General features: G+C 67.6%; 12 protein-coding genes and 3 tRNA genes. 7 read left to right on the top strand and 8 right to left on the bottom strand.

Annotated elements, in window-relative coordinates; all coding sequences use genetic code 11:
- Positions 1–22: 22 nt before the first annotated feature.
- A tRNA-Leu gene (locus tag AC1DJN_RS12720) sits at positions 23–109 on the bottom strand.
- A 50-nt stretch (positions 110–159) separates the two neighbouring features.
- Positions 160–1,071 (bottom strand): LysR substrate-binding domain-containing protein, encoded by a 912-nt coding sequence (locus AC1DJN_RS12715; protein ID WP_032975813.1) that lies wholly within the window; start codon positions 1,069–1,071, stop codon positions 160–162.
- A 96-nt stretch (positions 1,072–1,167) separates the two neighbouring features.
- On the opposite strand from AC1DJN_RS12715, the gene AC1DJN_RS12710 reads away from it, so the two are divergent.
- A complete protein-coding gene (locus tag AC1DJN_RS12710; RefSeq protein ID WP_032975820.1) occupies positions 1,168–1,914 on the top strand; it encodes a sulfite exporter TauE/SafE family protein in 747 nt (248 codons plus the stop codon).
- A 60-nt stretch (positions 1,915–1,974) separates the two neighbouring features.
- Here the strand turns inward: AC1DJN_RS12710 and AC1DJN_RS12705 are convergent.
- A tRNA-Leu gene (locus AC1DJN_RS12705) sits at positions 1,975–2,061 on the bottom strand.
- Positions 2,062–2,220: 159 nt separating this feature from the next.
- Positions 2,221–2,305 (bottom strand) — tRNA-Leu (locus tag AC1DJN_RS12700).
- A gap of 128 nt (positions 2,306–2,433) precedes the next feature.
- On the opposite strand from AC1DJN_RS12700, the gene rnr reads away from it, so the two are divergent.
- The 3 genes from rnr (at position 2,434) to rlmB (ending at position 6,419) form a co-directional block, all read left to right on the top strand.
- Positions 2,434–4,893 carry a ribonuclease R gene (gene rnr / locus AC1DJN_RS12695; protein ID WP_025875411.1) on the top strand — a complete coding sequence of 820 codons (2,460 nt, stop codon included), beginning with the start codon at positions 2,434–2,436 and terminating at the stop codon, positions 4,891–4,893.
- A gap of 167 nt (positions 4,894–5,060) precedes the next feature.
- Complete coding sequence (locus tag AC1DJN_RS12690) at positions 5,061–5,546, top strand: GFA family protein (RefSeq protein ID WP_025875409.1); 486 nt, start codon at positions 5,061–5,063, stop codon at positions 5,544–5,546.
- 129 nt (positions 5,547–5,675) lie between these two features.
- Positions 5,676–6,419: a 23S rRNA (guanosine(2251)-2'-O)-methyltransferase RlmB gene (gene rlmB, locus AC1DJN_RS12685; protein ID WP_478039279.1), complete on the top strand. Its 744-nt coding sequence runs from the start codon at positions 5,676–5,678 to the stop codon at positions 6,417–6,419.
- Positions 6,420–6,565: 146 nt separating this feature from the next.
- Here rlmB and AC1DJN_RS12680 read toward each other — a convergent pair whose 3' ends face one another.
- Genes AC1DJN_RS12680 through AC1DJN_RS12670 form a run of 3 tightly spaced genes read right to left on the bottom strand, consistent with a single transcriptional unit; the run spans position 6,566 to position 11,195 of the window.
- Positions 6,566–8,005 carry an efflux transporter outer membrane subunit gene (locus AC1DJN_RS12680; protein WP_442251034.1) on the bottom strand — a complete coding sequence of 480 codons (1,440 nt, stop codon included), beginning with the start codon at positions 8,003–8,005 and terminating at the stop codon, positions 6,566–6,568.
- Positions 8,002–9,960 carry a MacB family efflux pump subunit gene (locus AC1DJN_RS12675; RefSeq protein ID WP_478039278.1) on the bottom strand — a complete coding sequence of 653 codons (1,959 nt, stop codon included), beginning with the start codon at positions 9,958–9,960 and terminating at the stop codon, positions 8,002–8,004. Before AC1DJN_RS12675 ends, AC1DJN_RS12680 begins: the two co-directional genes overlap by 4 nt.
- Complete coding sequence (locus AC1DJN_RS12670; protein ID WP_478039277.1) at positions 9,957–11,195, bottom strand: efflux RND transporter periplasmic adaptor subunit; 1,239 nt, start codon at positions 11,193–11,195, stop codon at positions 9,957–9,959. The genes AC1DJN_RS12675 and AC1DJN_RS12670 overlap by 4 nt, the downstream gene beginning before the upstream one ends.
- Before the next feature lie 205 nt (positions 11,196–11,400).
- Here AC1DJN_RS12670 and AC1DJN_RS12665 point away from each other — a divergent pair, with 205 nt between their 5' ends.
- The 3 genes from AC1DJN_RS12665 (at position 11,401) to AC1DJN_RS12655 (ending at position 16,761) form a co-directional block, all read left to right on the top strand.
- Complete coding sequence (locus AC1DJN_RS12665) at positions 11,401–12,129, top strand: response regulator (RefSeq protein WP_032975821.1); 729 nt, start codon at positions 11,401–11,403, stop codon at positions 12,127–12,129.
- 6 nt (positions 12,130–12,135) lie between these two features.
- Positions 12,136–13,527: an ATP-binding protein gene (locus AC1DJN_RS12660; protein ID WP_025875397.1), complete on the top strand. Its 1,392-nt coding sequence runs from the start codon at positions 12,136–12,138 to the stop codon at positions 13,525–13,527.
- Positions 13,528–13,740: 213 nt separating this feature from the next.
- Entirely contained in the window at positions 13,741–16,761 is a 3,021-nt protein-coding gene (locus AC1DJN_RS12655) for a two-component regulator propeller domain-containing protein (RefSeq protein WP_442251035.1), read from the top strand.
- 346 nt (positions 16,762–17,107) lie between these two features.
- Here AC1DJN_RS12655 and rnt read toward each other — a convergent pair.
- A partial coding sequence (gene rnt / locus AC1DJN_RS12650; protein ID WP_478039276.1) for a ribonuclease T occupies positions 17,108–17,614 on the bottom strand: 507 nt, incomplete at its 5' end.

Below are 17,614 nucleotides of genomic sequence, written 5' to 3'. Positions count from 1 at the left end.
GGTTTGATCATTGTCTGAGTCATGGTGCCCAGGAGAGGACTCGAACCTCCACGAAGTTGCCCCCGCTAGCACCTGAAGCTAGTGCGTCTACCAATTCCGCCACCTGGGCGACTCAGGAGGAGAATTTTGCAGGAAGGCTGGATATGTGTCAACACCATTTCACACATTTTTTTCTGCACCGGCTTCCGCGTCCACATCCAGATGCAGCAGCAGGCTGCGCATCGGTGGCGAGAGCGATTTCCAGTCGGCGAACGCGGCGCACAGCCGGCGTTGTGCCCATGCGTTGCCGAGTGCAACGGCGACGATGCCGGTGGCCCGCCGATGTTGCCGCGCGATCGTGCGCGGCGCGATGCCCACGCCGATGCCATGGCCCACCATCGTGCACAGGCCTTCAAAGGTCTTCATGCGGATGCGCACGTCGAGCGTGCGTCCGGCCTCTGCCGCCAGCTCTTCGATATAGGTCTGCAGCGCATTGCCGTCGGCCAGGGCAACGAAGGTCTCGCCCAGCACATCGCTGAAGTCGAGCGAGCGTCGCGCGGCGAAGCGATGGCCAGCCGGCAGCAGCATCATCAGCGGGTCTTCCGCAACCACATGGCGGTGCAACCCGTCGGCGGGGACGGCGTCACTGATGATGCCGGCCTCTGCCTGGCCGGCACGGATCGCGCGCACGACTTCATTGCTGGTGCGTTCGTGCAGTTCCACGCGCAGGCGAGGGCGCTCTGCCAGCCATGGGGCCAGCCGCGCGGGCAGGTAGTTGGTCAATGCCGCGGTGTTGGCGTACAGGTGCAGCGTGCCGCGCGCACCGTGGGCGAACGCCTGCAGTTCGCCGCGCAGCTGCGCCTGCTGCTGCAGGATCAGGCGCGCGTGATGGGCCAGTGCGGCACCCGCTTCGGTGAGGCTGATGCCGCGCGGGTGACGGGTCAGCAGCGCCGTGCCAGCGTCGGTTTCGATGGCGCGCAGGCGTTCGCTGGCCGATCCCAGTGCCAGATTCGCCTCCATCGCGCCGGCGGTGATGCTGCCGGCTTCGGCCACCGCCAGGAACAGGCGCAGATCGGCAATGTCCAAGCGCATGTCGTTTGCTCCGCTCGGCCCTGCCTTCGGCTGGTCCGAAGGCGCAGGCGGGAAGACCGCATTGTGCGCGCCTGCGGCGCCGGCTCCAATGGCGGCATGAACGAGACGACATACTTCTATGGGTTGCTGGTGGTGGTGTTCGTGCTGGCCGGGGTGGTCAAGGGCGTGACCGGCATGGGCCTGCCGACGGTGGCGATGGGATTGCTGGGCGGCGCGTTGTCGCCGGTGGCGGCGGCCTCGATGCTGTTCATTCCCACCTTCGTCACCAATGCCTGGCAGTTGCTGTCCGGGCCATCACTGGGCCGCACCCTGCGGCGGCTGTGGCCGATGATGCTGTCCGTGGTGGTGGTGACGCTGGGCTCGGCCGCGCTGCTGGTACGGGTGGATCGTGATGCCTCGCGCGCCGCGTTGGGCGTGGCGCTGGTGGTGTATGCGCTGTACGCACTGGTGGCGCCGGTGTTCCGCGTACCGCAGCGGAGCGAGCGCTGGCTGGGGCCGCTGGTCGGGGCGGTGTCCGGCGTGGTCACCGGCGCCACCGGCGTGTTCGTCATGCCGGCGGTGCCGTACCTGCAGTCGCTGGGCCTGCAGCGCGAGGAGCTGGTGCAGGCACTGGGCCTGGCGTTCACCGTCTCGACGATCTCGCTGACCACCGGGCTGGTGCTCAACGGTGCGTTTGGCGTGCAGCAACTGGGATTGAGCGCGCTGGCGGTGCTGCCGGCGCTGCTGGGCATGTGGCTGGGGCAGGTGATCCGCCAGCGCATCAGTGCGCGCGTGTTCCGTGCCTGCTTCCTCGGCTTCCTGCTGCTGCTGGGCCTGGAGCTGATGCTGCGTTCGTGGTGGTGATGCCGACCGGACGCCAGACAAGAAAAAACCCGCTTTCGCGGGTGTTTTTCATTCTCGACATGGTGCCCAGGAGAGGACTCGAACCTCCACGAAGTTGCCCCCGCTAGCACCTGAAGCTAGTGCGTCTACCAATTCCGCCACCTGGGCGTCGAGGAGGAGAATTATGGGGTGCCGTGACGGAGGTGTCAACACCCTTCTGAAATTCCTGCGTCCAACGCGCTCAGTAGATCCACGCCATGCGTGGATGGGTGCGGCAGCCGGATTACAGGCAAAAAAAATCCCCGCCGAAGCGAGGAGTTTTTTCGTTGGTGCCCAGAAGAGGACTCGAACCTCCACGGTTTTACCCGCTAGTACCTGAAACTAGTGCGTCTACCAATTCCGCCATCTGGGCGTTCCAGAGGCGCAATTGTGAAGATGAACACGCAGGCTGTCAACGATTTTGTGAACGTTTTTCACCCGATTGTTCAAAGACGGGCGCTGACCCGTTCTGCACGCCCACAGCGGCTACCATGGAGGGCGATGACTACCAAAAAACCAAGCAAGGGCGGGAGCAAGTCCCGCAGTGAAGCCCCCAACAAGGGCACCAAGCAGGGCACTGCCCGCAACAACAAGCCGGGCAAGCCGTTGCCGGGCTGGCTCCCCGCACTGGCCGAAGGCGGTGCACCGCCTCCGGGGCGTGGCCGCCGCAACGCCGAGCCGCCGGGCCCGGCAACGGGTCGCAAGCTGCCACCGGCGGGCAAGGTGATCGATGATCCCTACGCCTCCCGCGAAGCGGAAAAGTACGAACAACCCATTGCCAGCCGCGAGGCCATCCTGGCCCTGCTGGAACGCTGCGAAGGGCCGCAGACGGCTGAGGAACTCGGCGCGCGCCTGGGCCTGACCGCACCGGACCGTGCCGAAGCGCTGTCGCGCCGGCTTGGCGCCATGGTCCGCGACGGCCAGCTGGTGCAGAACCGCCGCGGCGGCTTCGCGCCCATCCAGACGTTGAACCTGGTCACCGGCGTGGTGATCGCCAATCCGGAAGGGTTCGGCTTCCTGCGCCCGGTCGAGGGCGGTGACGATCTGTTCCTGCCGCCCTATGAAATGCGCAAGGTGATGCACGGCGACAAGGTGCTGGCACGTGTCACCGGCATTGACCACCGCGGCCGTCGCGAAGGCAGCATCGCCCGCGTGCTCGAGCGCGGCATGACGCGCCTGATCGGCCGCTTCAGCGTCGAGATGGGCATCAACTACGTGGTGCCCGATGACAAGCGCATCCAGCGCAACGTGCAGGTACCGCCGGACCAGACCGGCGGCGCGAACGATGGCCAGCTGGTCGTCTGCGAACTGACCCAGGCACCGGACAGCCGCCGTCCGCCGATCGGTCGCATCATCGCCGTGCTCGGCGACAAGCTGACTGCCTCGCTGGTGGTGGAAACCGCGATCCACGGCCACGAGCTGCCGTTCGAGTTCCCGCAGGAGGTGCTGGACGAAGCCGCCTCGGTACCGCTGGTGGTCGAGCCGGCGATGATCGGCGGCCGCGTCGACCTGCGCAGCACGCCGCTGGTGACCATCGATGGCGAGGACGCCAAGGACTTCGACGACGCGGTGTACTGCGAGCCGAACGCCGATGGCTTCCGCCTGGTGGTGGCCATTGCCGATGTCTCCAACTATGTCCGTCCCGGCACGCCGCTGGACGATGAAGCACAGAAGCGCGCCACCTCGGTGTACTTCCCGGGCTTCGTGGTGCCGATGCTGCCGGAAACGCTGTCCAACGGCATCTGCTCGCTGATGCCGAAGGTCGACCGCATGTGCTTCGTCTGCGACATGCAGATCGAYCGCGAGGGCCAGGTGACCGGCTCGCGCTTCTACGAAGCGGTGATGAATTCGCATGCGCGCCTGACCTACACACAGGTGTGGCAGGCGGTGGGCGAGGACGATGCCGGTGCGAAGGCCTTCATCGGCGACCTGCTGCCGCAGGTGCAGCGCCTGCACCAGCTGTACAAGGTGCTGTCCAAGGCGCGCAGCAAGCGTGGCGCGATCGAGTTTGAAAGCAGTGAAGTCCGCTTCGTACTCGACAACCGCGGTGAAGTCACCCAGGCCGGCATGCTGGTGCGCAACGATGCGCACAAGCTGATCGAGGAATGCATGATCGCGGCCAACGTGGAGGCGGCCAAGTACCTGCTGTCGCGCCATGTGCCGGCGCCTTACCGCGTGCACGAGAAGCCGCCGGAGACCAAGTACGCCGATCTGCTGGAATTCCTCAAGGAGTTCAAGCTGAGCCTGCCGCCGTGGTCGAAGGTGCGCCCGGGTGATTACACCAAGCTGCTGAAGAAGATCCGCGACCGTCCCGACGCCACGCTGCTGGAATCGGTGCTGCTGCGCAGCCAGAGCCTGGCCGTGTACAGCCCCGACAACAACGGCCACTTCGGCCTGGCGCTGGAAGCGTATGCGCACTTCACCTCGCCGATCCGTCGTTACCCGGATCTGCTGGTGCACCGGGCGATCAAGCATGCGCTGTCGGGCAAGCCGCTGGACAAGTTCACCTACACCGCCCGCGAGATGGCAGCACTGGCACTGCAGTGTTCCGAGCGTGAGCGTCGCGCCGATGAGGCCGAACGCGAAGTGGATGAGCGTTACCGCGCGGCATGGATGGAAAAACACGTCGGTGGCCAGTTCGACGGCGTGATCAGCGGCGTGACCAGCTTCGGCCTGTTCGTGGAGTTGGCCGACTCGAAGGTGCAGGGCCTGGTGCACGTGACCCAGTTGCCGCAGGACTATTACAAGTTCGACGCGACCCGCAAGACACTGACCGGCGAGCGTCGCGGCAGCAGTTACCGGCTGGGTGACCAGGTGCGCATCCTGGTGCTGAAGGCCAGCATGGAAGAACGCAAGATCGACTTCCGCCTGGTCGAGCACAAGGGCGAGGAAGAGGAAGCAGGCCCGGCCCCGCTGCCCGAGCGCGGCAAGCCAGCCAAGCGCGCGAAGAAGAAGTACTGAAAGGTGTGCCGACCAACGGTCGGCACCTGCCACGCCGGCGCCGACCATCCCGGTAGGCGCCGGTCCCGGGCGGCACGTCCCCATCGGTAGGTGTCGACCTTGCTCGACACGCTCCCCATCGGTAGGTGTCGACCTTGGTCGACACGATGTTCCGGAGGAAAGCAGCAATGCAGGGCCAACCCGAATACAGCGGCGGCTGCCAGTGCGGCGCGATCCGCTTCCAGGCGCGGGGCGAGCTCACCGACAGCTCGATCTGCCACTGCCGGATGTGCCAGAAGGCCTTCGGCGCCTACTACGCGCCGCTGGTGTCGGTGCGCGGTGTGCAGTTCAGCTGGACCCGTGGCCAACCGCGCTATTTCCAGTCGTCCAACGTAGTGCGGCGCGGCTTCTGCGCCGACTGCGGCACGCCGTTGACCTATGAGGCCCCCGATGGCGTGGCGGTGGCCGCCGGTGCGTTCGACCAGCCTGAACGACTGCCGCCAACCCTTCAGTACGGCGTCGAGCGCAAGCTGCCCTTCGTCGATGGGCTGGGCCGGCTGCCGGCACGCCGTACGGAACAGGACATGGCCGCGCTGGAATTCCTGGCCACGGTCGTTTCCCACCAGCATCCCGACCACGACACCCCGCACTGGCCGCCGCGCACGCGCGGGTAGCGCCGGGCCTTGCCCGGCGGGGGCGACGGACAACGGTCGCCGGGCATGGCCCGGCGCTACCGGCCAGCCGCCGCAGCGCCGCGTCCGCCGATGCTCTACCATAGCCACCCCCTTTCCGGTCCTGCCCGCATGAGCAAGAACAGCCAGTGGATCGTCGGCGTCAACGCCGTCGCCTCCTCCATCGAGAACGACGCCGAGAACGTCCGCGAAGTGCTGGTCGAGGCCGGTGCGAAGAACCCGCGCCTGGTCGAAATCGAGGAAAACGCCCGCCGCAAGGGCATCGACGTGCGCAAGGTCAACAGCCAGGCGCTGGACGGCGTGGGCGGTTCGGTGCGCCACCAGGGCGTGGCCGCACGCTATGCCGCCGCCCGCACCTACAACGAGAACGAGCTGGAAGGGCTGGTCACGGCTRCGGAAGGCAAGGCCCTGCTGCTGGTGCTGGACGAGGTGCAGGACCCGCACAATCTCGGCGCCTGCCTGCGCTCGGCCGCCGCTGCCGGCGCCACCGCCGTGATCATTCCCAAGGACAAGTCGGCCACGGTCAATGCCACCGTGCGCAAGACCTCGGCCGGCGCTGCCGACCTTATTCCGGTGGTGGCGGTGACCAACCTGTCGCGCTGCCTGAAGGACCTGCAGAAGCAGGGCGTGTGGATCTACGGCCTGGCCGGTGAGGCGACTGCGTCGCTGTACCAGCTGGACCTGAAGGGCAACATCGCCCTGGTGCTGGGCGGCGAAGCCGACGGCCTGCGCCGCCTGACCCGCGAAAACTGCGATGGCTTGGTCAAGATTCCGATGCCGGGCGAGATCGAGAGCCTGAACGTCTCGGTTGCTGCCGGCGTCAGCCTGTTCGAGGCCGTGCGCCAGCGCGGTTGATCGACAGCTGCGGAGACCTGATCGGGGTCAGATCCCTTTCCCACGGGAAAGGGATCTGACCCTTTTTTCTGATCCGCCGTGTCGACCAAGGGCGACACCTACCGGGCAGGCGGTAGTCGCCAACCTTGGTTGGCGCTCCGGACGCCTTACCCCGCACTCCCTCCCAGTGCCTTGAACAGCGTCACGTCGTTGTTCAACTGGCTCTGCCGCACCCGTGCCAGTGACAGTTCCGCGTCGCGCCGGGTCTGCTGCGCTTCCAGCCAGGTGCGCAGATCGGTGGCGCCCACGCGATAGCGCACTTCCTGCGCACGTTCCACTTCCACCGCTTCATCGTAGGACGCCTGCGACGCGGTTACCTGGCGCAGCAGCTGCTCGCGTGCGGACAAGGCGTTGTCCACCTCCGACAGCGCGGTGTACAGCGTCTTGCGGAAGTTGGTGGCGGCGATCTGGTAGTTGGTGCCGGCCACGTCCGTATCCAGCTGCGCGCGCTGCAGGTTGAGGAAGGGCAGCGACAGCCCAGCTCCCAGCGTCGCCACCGGATTGCGCAGCACATCGCCCAGCGAGGTGGCGCTGGAACCCAGGCTGCCGGTAAGACTCAGTGCCGGGTAGTACTGGGTGGCGGTCACCCGGATCGTCTTCAGGCTGTTGCGCAGCCGCAGTTCGGCCGCGCGCAGGTCGGGCCGGCGGCCGAGYAGGTCGGCGGGCAGGCCTTCGGCAATGCTCGGGCTCTGCGCCTCCAGCAGGTTCTGCGGTTCGTCCTGCTGCGGCCACGGCGTGCCATCCAGCAGCACGGTCAGCGCGTTGCGCACCTCCACCCGCTGTTGTTCCAGCGCACTCTGCGCCGAACGCTGCGACTGCAGGTTCTGCAGGGCCTGGCGTACTTCCAGGCGCGAAACCGCACCGGCATCGAAGCGCGCCTGTACCAGTTCGTGCGTGCGCTGCAGCCGCTCAAGGTTGGCCTGGCCGGTGGCGATGGACTGGTTGAGGTAGGCCAGTGCCCAGTACTGGTTGATGACATCGCCGATCACCAGCAGGGCGGTGTTCTGCCGGTCTTCTTCGCTGGCGTCGGCCTCCCAGCGGGCGATGTCGCGCTGGCTGCGCAGGCGGCCCCACAGATCGATTTCCCACCCCAGCGACACGCCGGTGGAATAGCTGCGGCGCCAGTCGTCGGCCTGGTCGGTGGCGCGGCTGCCGCTGCCGCTCACGCCGGACGACGAAGGCTGCGGCCACAGCGCGTTGCTGGCCAGCCCGGCCTGCAGGCGTGCACGCTGCACCGCCAGCCCGGCCGCACCGAGGTCGCTGTTGGCGGCAAGCGCCTGCGCGACGAGGCGGTCGAGGCGCTCATCGCCGAAGCCGGTCCACCAGTTGTCCTGGCGGATGTCGCGGGCCGGCGTATCCAGGCCACTGCGTGGGTCGTCGGCCGGTGCGTTGAGGGTCGCATCGCCACGACCATAGGTGGCGGCAACGCTGGGGTCTTCGACCGGATAGCGGCCCACGGAAGCGCAGGCGGAGAGTGCAAGCAGCACGGCGCCGGACAGCAGCAGGCGCGAGGGAGCGGGGAAGGGCAGTCGGGTCATCATCTTCATTCGCGGGCCAGGGCCTCCACCGGGTCGAGCTGGGCGGCACTGCGTGCCGGCAGGAAGCCGAACGCCACGCCGATCAGGGTCGAGCAGGCGAAGGCGGCAATGATGGAAGCGGTGGAGAACAGCACCTGGAAATCACTGGCGAACCGGCCGATCAACACGCCCATCAGCAGTGCCAGGCCGATGCCAAGCAATCCGCCGAGCAGGCATACCAGCACCGCTTCGATCAGGAACTGCTGGCGGATGTCGCTCTGCCGCGCCCCCACCGCCATGCGCACGCCGATCTCGCGGGTGCGCTCGGTCACCGAGACCAGCATGATGTTCATCACGCCGATGCCACCGACCAGCAGCGCGATGGCGGCAATGGCGCCGATCAGCAGGGTCATCGTGCGCGTGGTCTGTTCGATGGTGTCGCGGATCTCGGCGCTGTTGCTGAGGAAGAAGTCCTCGGTGCCGTGGCGCATGGTCAGCAGCCGGGTGATCGCTTCCTGTGCCGCATCCATCGGCGTTTCATCGTTCACCCGCACGGTGATGCTGGAAACGTGGCTCTGCCCGAGCATGCGCGACATCACCGTGGTGTAGGGCACGAACACGCTCAGGCTGGTGCTGCCGCCGAAACCGAAGCTCTGCTTCTTGGCCACGCCGACCACCCGCACCGGCACGTTGCCGAGCAGGATCACCTGGCCGATCGGATCGCTGTCGGGGAAGAACTGGGTCCGGGTGTTCTCATCGATCACCGCCACCTGGCCCAGCCCCTTCACCGCGTCGGTGTCGAAGAAGCTGCCGCTGAGCAGGCTCACGCCCTTCACCCGGAAGTACTGCTCGCCGACGCCGCTGATCTGCGCGGTGGCCGACTGGTTGCGGTAGCGCGCGGTGACCGAACTGGACACGCTGGGGGTGGCGCTGTCGACGTAGCTCTGCCGTGACAGGGCATCGGCATCGCTGGCCTTGAGGGTCTGCACCCGCGCCGAACGCATGTCGCCGAAGCCGCGACCGGGGTAGACGTCGATGGTGTTGGTGCCCAGCGCGCTGATGTTCTGCAGGATCTGCTGCTGCGAACCGTTGCCCAGTGCCACCACCGAGACCACCGAAGCGATGCCGATGATGATGCCGAGCATGGTCAGGAAGGTGCGCAGGCGATGGGCGTTCATCGCCAGCAGGGCCATCCGGAACGCTTCGGTGAAGCGGTCGCGGGCGGCCTGCCAGCTGCTGCCATGGGCCACGCCAGCGCTCGGCTCGCGTTGCGCACGGTAGCTGGGCGCGGCCGGATTGGCACGGTCGGCGATGATCTCGCCGTCGCGGATCTCGATGATGCGCTRTGCGTGCTCGGCCACGCTCATGTCGTGGGTGACGATGATGATGGTGTGGCCTTCGGCATGCAGTTCACCGAGGATGGCCATCACCTCTTCGCCGGATTTCGTGTCCAGGGCGCCGGTCGGTTCGTCGGCCAGGATCACCTCGCCACCGTTCATCAACGCGCGCGCGATCGACACGCGCTGCTGCTGGCCACCGGACAGCTGCCCGGGTTTGTGGTGCATGCGGTCGGCCAGGCCCAGCCGTTGCAGCAGCTGCTCGGCACGCGCGGTGCGCACCGGGCCGGGGCTGCCGGCATACACCGCCGGTACGGCCACATTGCCGCGTGCGTCGAGATCACCCAGCAGGTGGTAGCGCTGGAAGATGAAACCGAAGTGCTCGCGGCGCAGCTCGGCCAGCTCGTCGGGCGCCATTTTCCCGGTCTCGCGGCCCGCCACCTGGTAGCTGCCACGGGTCGGGCGGTCCAGGCAGCCGAGGATGTTCATCAACGTGGACTTGCCCGACCCGGATTGGCCGACGATCGCCACCATCTCCCCGGCATGGATGTCCAGGTTGACGTCGCGCAGCACGGCGATGACATCTTCACCGGCCGGGAATTCGCGTCGAAGGTCGCGCAGGCGCAGCAGTGGCGCCGTCATGCTCATCGGCGCCCCATGCCCGGGCCGCCGACCCGCATCTGCATGCCGCCACGGTTGCCGCCGCCAGCGGCTGCCGCAGCGCCGCCTTCGCCGACCACCACGCGCTCGCCTTCCTTCAGGCCGGACAGGACCTCGACGTTGGCGCCGTTGTTGATGCCGACCTTGATCTTGCGCGGCTGCGGCTGGCCCTTGTCGTCGACCACCCGCACGATGCGCTCGCCATCGCGCGACTTCGGTCCCAGTGCAACGGCCGGCACCATCAGCACGCCCTTGGCCTGCTTGAGCAGCACCGATACCTGTGCGGTCATGTCGATGCGCAGGGTGCCATCGGGGTTTTCGACGTCGAACAACGCGTTGTAGTAGACCGCGCTGCTGGAGCTGGAACTGGACGAGCTGCTGGAACTGGACGAGCTTTCGTTGGCGATCGACGCCGGTGCCGGATTGATCTGCCGCAGCGTGGCGTGGTACTTGCGGTCCGGGTCACCCAGCGTGGTGAAGTACACCGGCATGCCGGCCTTGATCTTGACCACGTCGGCCTCGGACACCTCGGCATTGACGGTCACCACGTCCAGCCGTGCCAGCATCACGATGGTCGGCGCGGTCTGGTTGGCGTTCACCGTGCGGCCTTCCTCGGCCACTACCGCCACCACGGTGCCGTCCATCGGCGCGACGATGCGGGTATAGGCCAGGTTGGCACGGGCAGTGCCCAGTTCGGTTTCGCGGCCCTTGATCTGCGCCTCGTAGGACTGCAGCTGCGCACGCGCGGTCTTCAGCTGGGCCTCGGCGGCGTCGTATTCCTGGCGCGAAGTGGCTTCGGCAGCCAGCATCTRCTGCTGGCGTGCGAACTCCAGTTCGGCCTGGCGCAGGGTGGCCTGCTGCACTGCGCGCTGCGCGGTCACCTGGTCCAGCGAGGCCTGCGCGTTGAGCACCTGGTTCTGCTGGGTGGTGGCGTCGATCTCGGCGATCAGGTCGCCTTCCTTCACCGTATCGCCCAGCTGCACCTTCAGCGATTTGATCTGGCCGGAGGCCTGCGCGCCGACGCTGACCAGCTTGTAGGCGTCGATCACGCCGGTAGCTTCCACCGTCTGCTCGATGTCGCCGCGGCTGACCGGGGTGGTCGCCAGCGCCGGTGCGGCAGGCTTGCGCAGCAGCCACCAGGCGGATACAGCGGCGATCAGGACAATCAGGGCGATCAACATCAGGCGACCCTTGCGGGTCGCGGGCAACAGGCGGGAGATCACGTGGCGGCTTCACTCTGGGGGCCGCAGCGGCGGCGTTGGTGGGCATTGTGAAGATCGAGCGACGCTGTGCTCAATCCTCGGGGTGTGTCTCTATGTAACACTGTCTGCGAGACTGCGTATCGGCAGGTATCCCGCACTGCAGGGGATACAGTGGTACGCATTGGCCTGGATGCGGTTCAGCTGCCGACACGGGATGATTCGCGACATGGAGACTGATAACCCGATGCACCGTTTGCTGATCGTCGATGACGACAACGATATCCGCACCCTGCTGGCCGAGCAGCTCGGCCGTGCTGGCTACCAGGTCAGCACCGCCGCCGATGGCACCAGCATGCGCCAGCTGCTGGAACGCGAACACGTGGACCTGATCGTGCTCGACCTCAACCTGCCGCGCGAGGATGGCCTGACCCTGTGTCGCGACCTTCGCGCGCGCTCGAACACGCCGGTGATCATGCTCACCGCGCGCGCCGAGCCGATCGACCGCGTACTCGGCCTGGAAATGGGCGCCGACGACTACCTGGCCAAGCCGTTCGAGCCGCGTGAACTGCTGGCGCGCATCCGCAACGTGCTGCGCCGTACCGAAGCGCTGCCGGCCAACCTGGAACCGCTGGCGGTGCGCCGTGCGCGTTTCTCACGCTGGATCTTCGACCTGGAGCATCGCCACCTGGTCGATCCGGACGGGCGCGTGGTGGTGCTGTCCGGCGCCGAATTCCGCCTGCTGCGGGTGTTCATCGCCCATGCCAACAAGGTGCTCTCGCGCGAGCAGCTGGTGGCCCTCAGCAGCGGCCGCAACTACGAAGCGCAGGACCGGGCGATCGACCTGCAGGTCAGCCGGCTGCGCAACAAGCTGGCTGATGACGGTGGCCCCGATGGCCTGATCAAGACCGTGCGCAACGAAGGCTATGTGCTGGCCTCGGCCGTCAACCTGGAATAAGCCGCGATGAAGCGCCTGCGCCACTTCCTGTCCTCGATGGTCGGACGGCTGTTCGTGATCCTGCTGCTGGGCATGAGCGTGGCCGCGATCGGCGCGACCATGCTGGCCAGTTCCAAGCGGCAGCAGGAATTCGAGCGGCAGAACCTGAACCGCATCGCCGACCGCCTGCAGGGCTACATCAACCTGCTCGACGGCAACCCGGAGCTGCGCGAGCGGCTGCTGGAGATCGGTGGCCCCAGCGTGCGGGCACTGCAGCCCGGCGCGCGCATCGGGCGGGCCGACAAGGCGCTGATGGAAGTACTGGAAGACCGCCCGGGCCCGGTGTCGCGGGCGCATGTGCACTTCGCCTCGTTCCGTTCGTGCATTCCCAAGCTGCAGGACCTGCTGCCGCCACCGCCGCCGGGCCACCGCAAGCCGCCACACGAACGCGATCCCACCTTCATCCCGCCCAAGTGCCGGGCGGTGGACGTGGTGCTCAACGACGGCACGTTGCTGAAGCTCGCCCTGGATTCGCCGGCGATCGCGCACAACGGCATCCTTGCCGTGGACCCGCTGTTCCTGACCCTGCTGGTACTGGCCATTGCCGTGCTGGCCTACGTGGTTGCACGCATGGCCAGTGCGCCGCTGCAGGAGCTGGCGGCCGCCGCCGAGGACCTGGGCGATGACCTGCAGCGGGCACCTTTACCGCTGCGCGGGCCGCGTGAGGTGCAGCGCGCCGCCGAAGCCTTCAATGCCATGCAGCATCGGCTGCAGCGCCACCTGGCCGAACGTACGCAGATGCTGGCGGCGATCACCCACGACCTGCAGACGCCGCTGACCCGGCTGCGCCTGCGCCTGGAAAACGTGACCGACGAGACGCTGCGCGAGCGCCTGATCGGCGACCTGGCTGCGATGCAGGCACTGGTACGCGAGGGGCTGGAACTGGCCCGGAGTGCGGAGAGTGCCGAACAGCGCGCCGCGCTGGACCTGGATTCGCTGCTGGAGAGCATCGTCGAGGACACTGCCGAGGACGGCGCCGACGTCGTCTTTGAAGGCCGCAGCGGCGCGGTGCTGATGCTGCGCCCGCTGGCGATGCATCGCTTGTTCTCCAACCTGGTGGACAACGCGGTGATGTATGCGCAACGCGCCCGGGTACGTGTCGAGCGCGGCGAGGGCACGATCACGGTGGTCATCGCCGATGATGGCCCCGGGCTGGCCGATGACCAGCTGGAAGCGGTGTTCGACCCGTTCGTGCGCGTGGAGACATCCCGTTCGCGCGAGACCGGCGGTGCCGGCCTGGGCCTGACCATCGCCCGCGCGCTGGCCGAGAAGGACGGGGGCCGACTGTGGTTGCGCAACCGCCCCGAAGGTGGGCTGGAAGCGGTGGTGCAGTGGTCGACCAGCGCCGAGGCGCGGTAGCGGCATTGATCCCGGACCCGGCCCGGTTGCGCCGGGCTGCCCGGGCGCGGTGACGCCGGTGACAGGGTTTGCCCTATCATCTGCGTACTTCCCCATTCTTCGTCCGATGAGCCTGCCTGTTCCTGCCGGCATGCCGCCCTGCGCGGTGCGGCTGTCCCTGTTCGCGTCTGCTGCCGCCACCGGCATCCGCAGCTGGCCGCCGCCGCTGCGCTGATGGGCGGGCAGGGGGCGGGCAGGCGCCGGGCGGGGCGCCACGCGGAGAACATCGGTCGCCTGCTGCGGGTGGGTGTGCTGTGGCTGTTGCTGGCGATTGCCACGCCACTGGCCGCGCAGAGTGGCGCGCCGCCGTTGCGCGACTACGCCATCGACGTGTGGACCTCGCGCAATGGTCTGCCGCACAACTCGCTGCGCGACATCGCGCAGACCCCGGAAGGCCACCTGTGGTTCGCCACCTGGGAAGGCCTGGTGCGCTACAACGGCCTGGATTTCACCGTGTTCGACCGCAGCACCCGGCCGGGGCTGCGCGACAACGGCATCGGCGCGCTGCTGGTCGACCCGCAGGGCGGTCTGTGGATCAGCGATTCGCGCGGCAATGTCAGCCACCGCGGCAGCGACGGCCAGTGGCGGGTCTGGGAACATCAACCGGATACGCCGCAGGTGCTGATCCAGTCCATGCAGATGGACAGCCAAGGGCGCCTGTGGCTGTTGTACGAGGGCAAGGGCATTGGCTATCTGACCCCGGACAAGGGCATCGTCTACCAGCGCCCGCCGCCGGACCTGCCGTTGGCGATGAGTTTCACCAAGATGGCGGTCGACGCGCAGGACCGAGTCTGGATCGGCACCCTTGACGGCCTGGTGCTGCGCGACACCGACGGCGTACTGCAGCGCGCGCCGGCGGCGTGGGGCGTGGACAAGGGCCTGTCGTGGCCCTATCGCGCGCCCGATGGGGCGCTGTGGATCGTCGCGGGCGAGCGCCTGTACCGGGTGGAGGATGATCGTCTGGTGCTGGTGCACCGGCTGCCCGGCCAGCTGCACTTGACCGCCATGCTGCAGGACCGCCATGGCGACCTGTGGCTGGGCACCGAGAACCAGGGCCTGCTACGCATCTCGGCGCATGGCCTGGAGCGCCTGCCGGCGGGCCTGAACCTGCCCGGCGGGCGCGTGGTCAGCCTGCGTGAAGACGCCGAGGGCAGCATCTGGGTGGGTGCCAATGGCGGCCTGTACCGCCTGCGCGAAACCCTGTTCAGCAGTTACACCGAACGCGATGGCCTCAGCGGCGACTACGTGCGCACGGTGCTCGAAGACCGGGACCGCCACCTGTGGGTGGGCAGCGCCAGCGGCCTGGACCTGCAGACCGCCGACGGTCGATTCCGCGCGATACCGCTGCACAACCGCGGTGGCAAGGCGCCTTCGGTGCTGAGCCTGGCGCAGGATGCCGGCGGCGATCTGTGGGTGGGCACCTTCGGCGACGGCATCTACCGCTTGCACGCCGATGGACGGCTTCGCCACAACTACGCGGCGGCCGATGGCCTGCCTGGCGGCAACATCCGTGCGATCAGCATCGCGCCTGACGGCGTGGTCTGGGCGGGGACGCAGAAGGGCGTGGTCCGCATCGAGGGTGACCAGGTAACCGTGCCCACCGTTCCTGGCATGCCGGGAGGCCTGACCACCGCGCTGGAACACGATCACCAGGGAAATCTGTGGATCGGCACCATTGAAGGCGTCCGCGTGCTGCGCGGTGACCAGGTGCAGTCGATCGACCTGGCGCCGCTGGGCGGTGGCCGCAGCGTGTTCGGCTTCCACCAGATCGGCGATGCGATGTGGATCAGCAGTGACCGTGGGCTGTACCGCTGGCAGGCGGGGACGCTGGCACGGGTGGGCCTGGAGCAGGGCATGCCGGTGGACGCGGTGTTCCAGCTGGTGCCCGACCGACTGGGCAACGTGTGGATCAGCAGCAACCGCGGAGTACTGCGCACCGACATGGCCACGCTCAACGCCGTGGCCGACGGACGCGCGCCGCGGGTCACGGTGGAGCGTTACAACGAGATCGACGGCATGGCCAATGCGCAGGCCAACGGCAGCTCCGGTCCCTCGGCGATCCTGCGCCAGGACGGCACGTTCTGGGTGGTGACCGCCGGTGGCTTGAGCACGGTCGATCCGCAGCGGCTGCAGCGTTTCCGTGAACGCCCGGCACCGCCTGCGGCAATCGAGAACGTACAGGTCGACGGTGCACCGGTGCACTGGGAAGGCCCCGAGCGCAACCTGATTCCCGGTGGGCGACGGCTTGCGGTGAGCTACGTGGGCCTGAGCTACCTGATGTCCGACCGCATCCGCTACCGCACACGGCTGGAGGGGCTGGACAACGGCTGGGTGGAACGTGGCCCGCAGCGCAGCGTGGAATTCGTCGGCCTGCCGCCGGGTGATTACACGCTGCACGTGGCCGCCGCGCACCCGGGTGGCAGTTGGGGGCATCAGGAAGCAGTGTGGAGCTTTACCGTCGAGCCGTTCTGGTGGCAGCGGCACAGCGTGCAGGCGCTGATCGGGCTGGTGCTGCTGTCCGCGCTGGTGGCGCTGTACCGCTTCCTGCTGCAGCAGTACAAGGCCAGCAACCTGCGCCTGGCACGGCGCGTGGACGAGGCCACCTTCGACCTGCAGGCGCAGACCGTGCACCTGCAGGCGCTGAACCAGGAGAAGACCGAGCTGGCCGAGCGCCTGGCGCGGCAGGCCGAGGCGTTCGAACGGCAGGCCCGCGAAGACGCGCTGACCCGGCTGGCCAACCGTCGCGGCTTCGACGAGGCGCTGGCCCGCGACTTCGCCCGCGCCCAGCGCAGCGGCCATCCGCTTTGCCTGGTGGTGCTGGACATCGACCACTTCAAGGACGTCAACGACCAGCACAGCCACAGCATCGGTGATGCGGTACTGGTGGAAGTGGCCCAGGTGATCGCTGCCGCCAGCCGCGATTCGGACCTGCCGGCACGCACCGGCGGCGAAGAATTCGCGCTGCTGCTCAATGACACCCGGCTGGAGGAAGCGGCGCAGCTGTGCGCGCGCCTGCGTGGCCTGTTCCATGACCACCCGGACTGGGCCGGCATCCCCGGCCTGCGGGTGACCTTCAGCGCCGGCCTGGTGGAACTGGACGGCGACGACCGCACCCCGGCACTGCTGTACCAGCGCGCCGACCGCGCGTTGTACCGCGCGAAGAGTGACGGCAGGGATCGCACGAGCATCGGTTGATCCAATGCAAAGCATCCACGCATGGCGTGGATCTACTGGCATTGCCGTACCAATCGGCGTGCCGACCAACGGTCGGCACCCACCAAAAAGGTGACTCACCACAGCCCTAGCCGGCAGGATCCATCGAGCGCAGCGACCCGCTGTTGCTCCCGCTTTTCTGATCTTTCCGTGGCGCCCGGGAAACTGTCCGTGGCCGGGCGGGTGGGCTGCACAGGGGCGTGAGCCGCATGGATGCGGCGACCGAGCTTACAGGGATGTACTTGCAGCGTCCCCTGCGCAGTCCACCCGCCCGGCCCGCCCAGGAATCGCTGTCAGCCCGCCACGAGGGGCTCCGCCGTTGGCTGCTTCACCGCGGCCAGGCGTTGGCGATCGTGCAGAACAACCGCGCCGTCTGCTCGGTGTCATACACCGCGCTGTGCGCCTCGTTGGCATCCCAGCCCAGCCCGGCCGCCGTGGCCGCGCGTGCCAGCACCGTCTGGCCATAGGCAATGCCCGCCAGGGTGACCGTGTCGAACACGCTGAAGGGGTGGAAAGGGTTGCGCTTGTGCCCGGTACGGGCCACCGCGGCGTTGACGAAGCCGAGATCGAAATGCGCGTTGTGGCCGACCAGGATCGCGCGCTGGCAGCCGTACTTCTTCATCGCTGCACGCACCGGAGTGAAGACGTGGTCCAACGCCGCCTTCTCTTCCTTGGCCAGCCGGAACGGATGGTCGAGGATGATGCCGGTCACTTCCAGCGACTTCGGGTCGATCTCCAGTCCCTCGGCCGGCACCACATGGGCGCTGGCGGTCTGGCCGGGGTAGAGCAGGCCGTTCTCGTCCATCTCGATCGGCACGGCGGCGATTTCCAGCAG

It is taken from the genome of Stenotrophomonas sp. 05L414_2, assembly GCF_056397905.1.
This window is presented reverse-complemented; position numbering and strand designations above follow the sequence as displayed.

Bases quoted from the DNA above. Each gene is read 5' to 3' on its own strand.
- AC1DJN_RS12715 (WP_032975813.1), bottom strand. From the start codon at position 1,071: ATGCGCTTGGACATTGCCGATCTGCGCCTGTTCCTGGCGGTGGCCGAA.
- AC1DJN_RS12690 (WP_025875409.1), top strand. From the start codon at position 5,061: ATGCAGGGCCAACCCGAATACAGCGGCGGCTGCCAGTGCGGCGCGATC.
- AC1DJN_RS12655 (WP_442251035.1), top strand. From the start codon at position 13,741: ATGGGCGGGCAGGGGGCGGGCAGGCGCCGGGCGGGGCGCCACGCGGAG.
- AC1DJN_RS12710 (WP_032975820.1), top strand. From the start codon at position 1,168: ATGAACGAGACGACATACTTCTATGGGTTGCTGGTGGTGGTGTTCGTG.
- AC1DJN_RS12660 (WP_025875397.1), top strand. From the start codon at position 12,136: ATGAAGCGCCTGCGCCACTTCCTGTCCTCGATGGTCGGACGGCTGTTC.
- AC1DJN_RS12665 (WP_032975821.1), top strand. From the start codon at position 11,401: ATGGAGACTGATAACCCGATGCACCGTTTGCTGATCGTCGATGACGAC.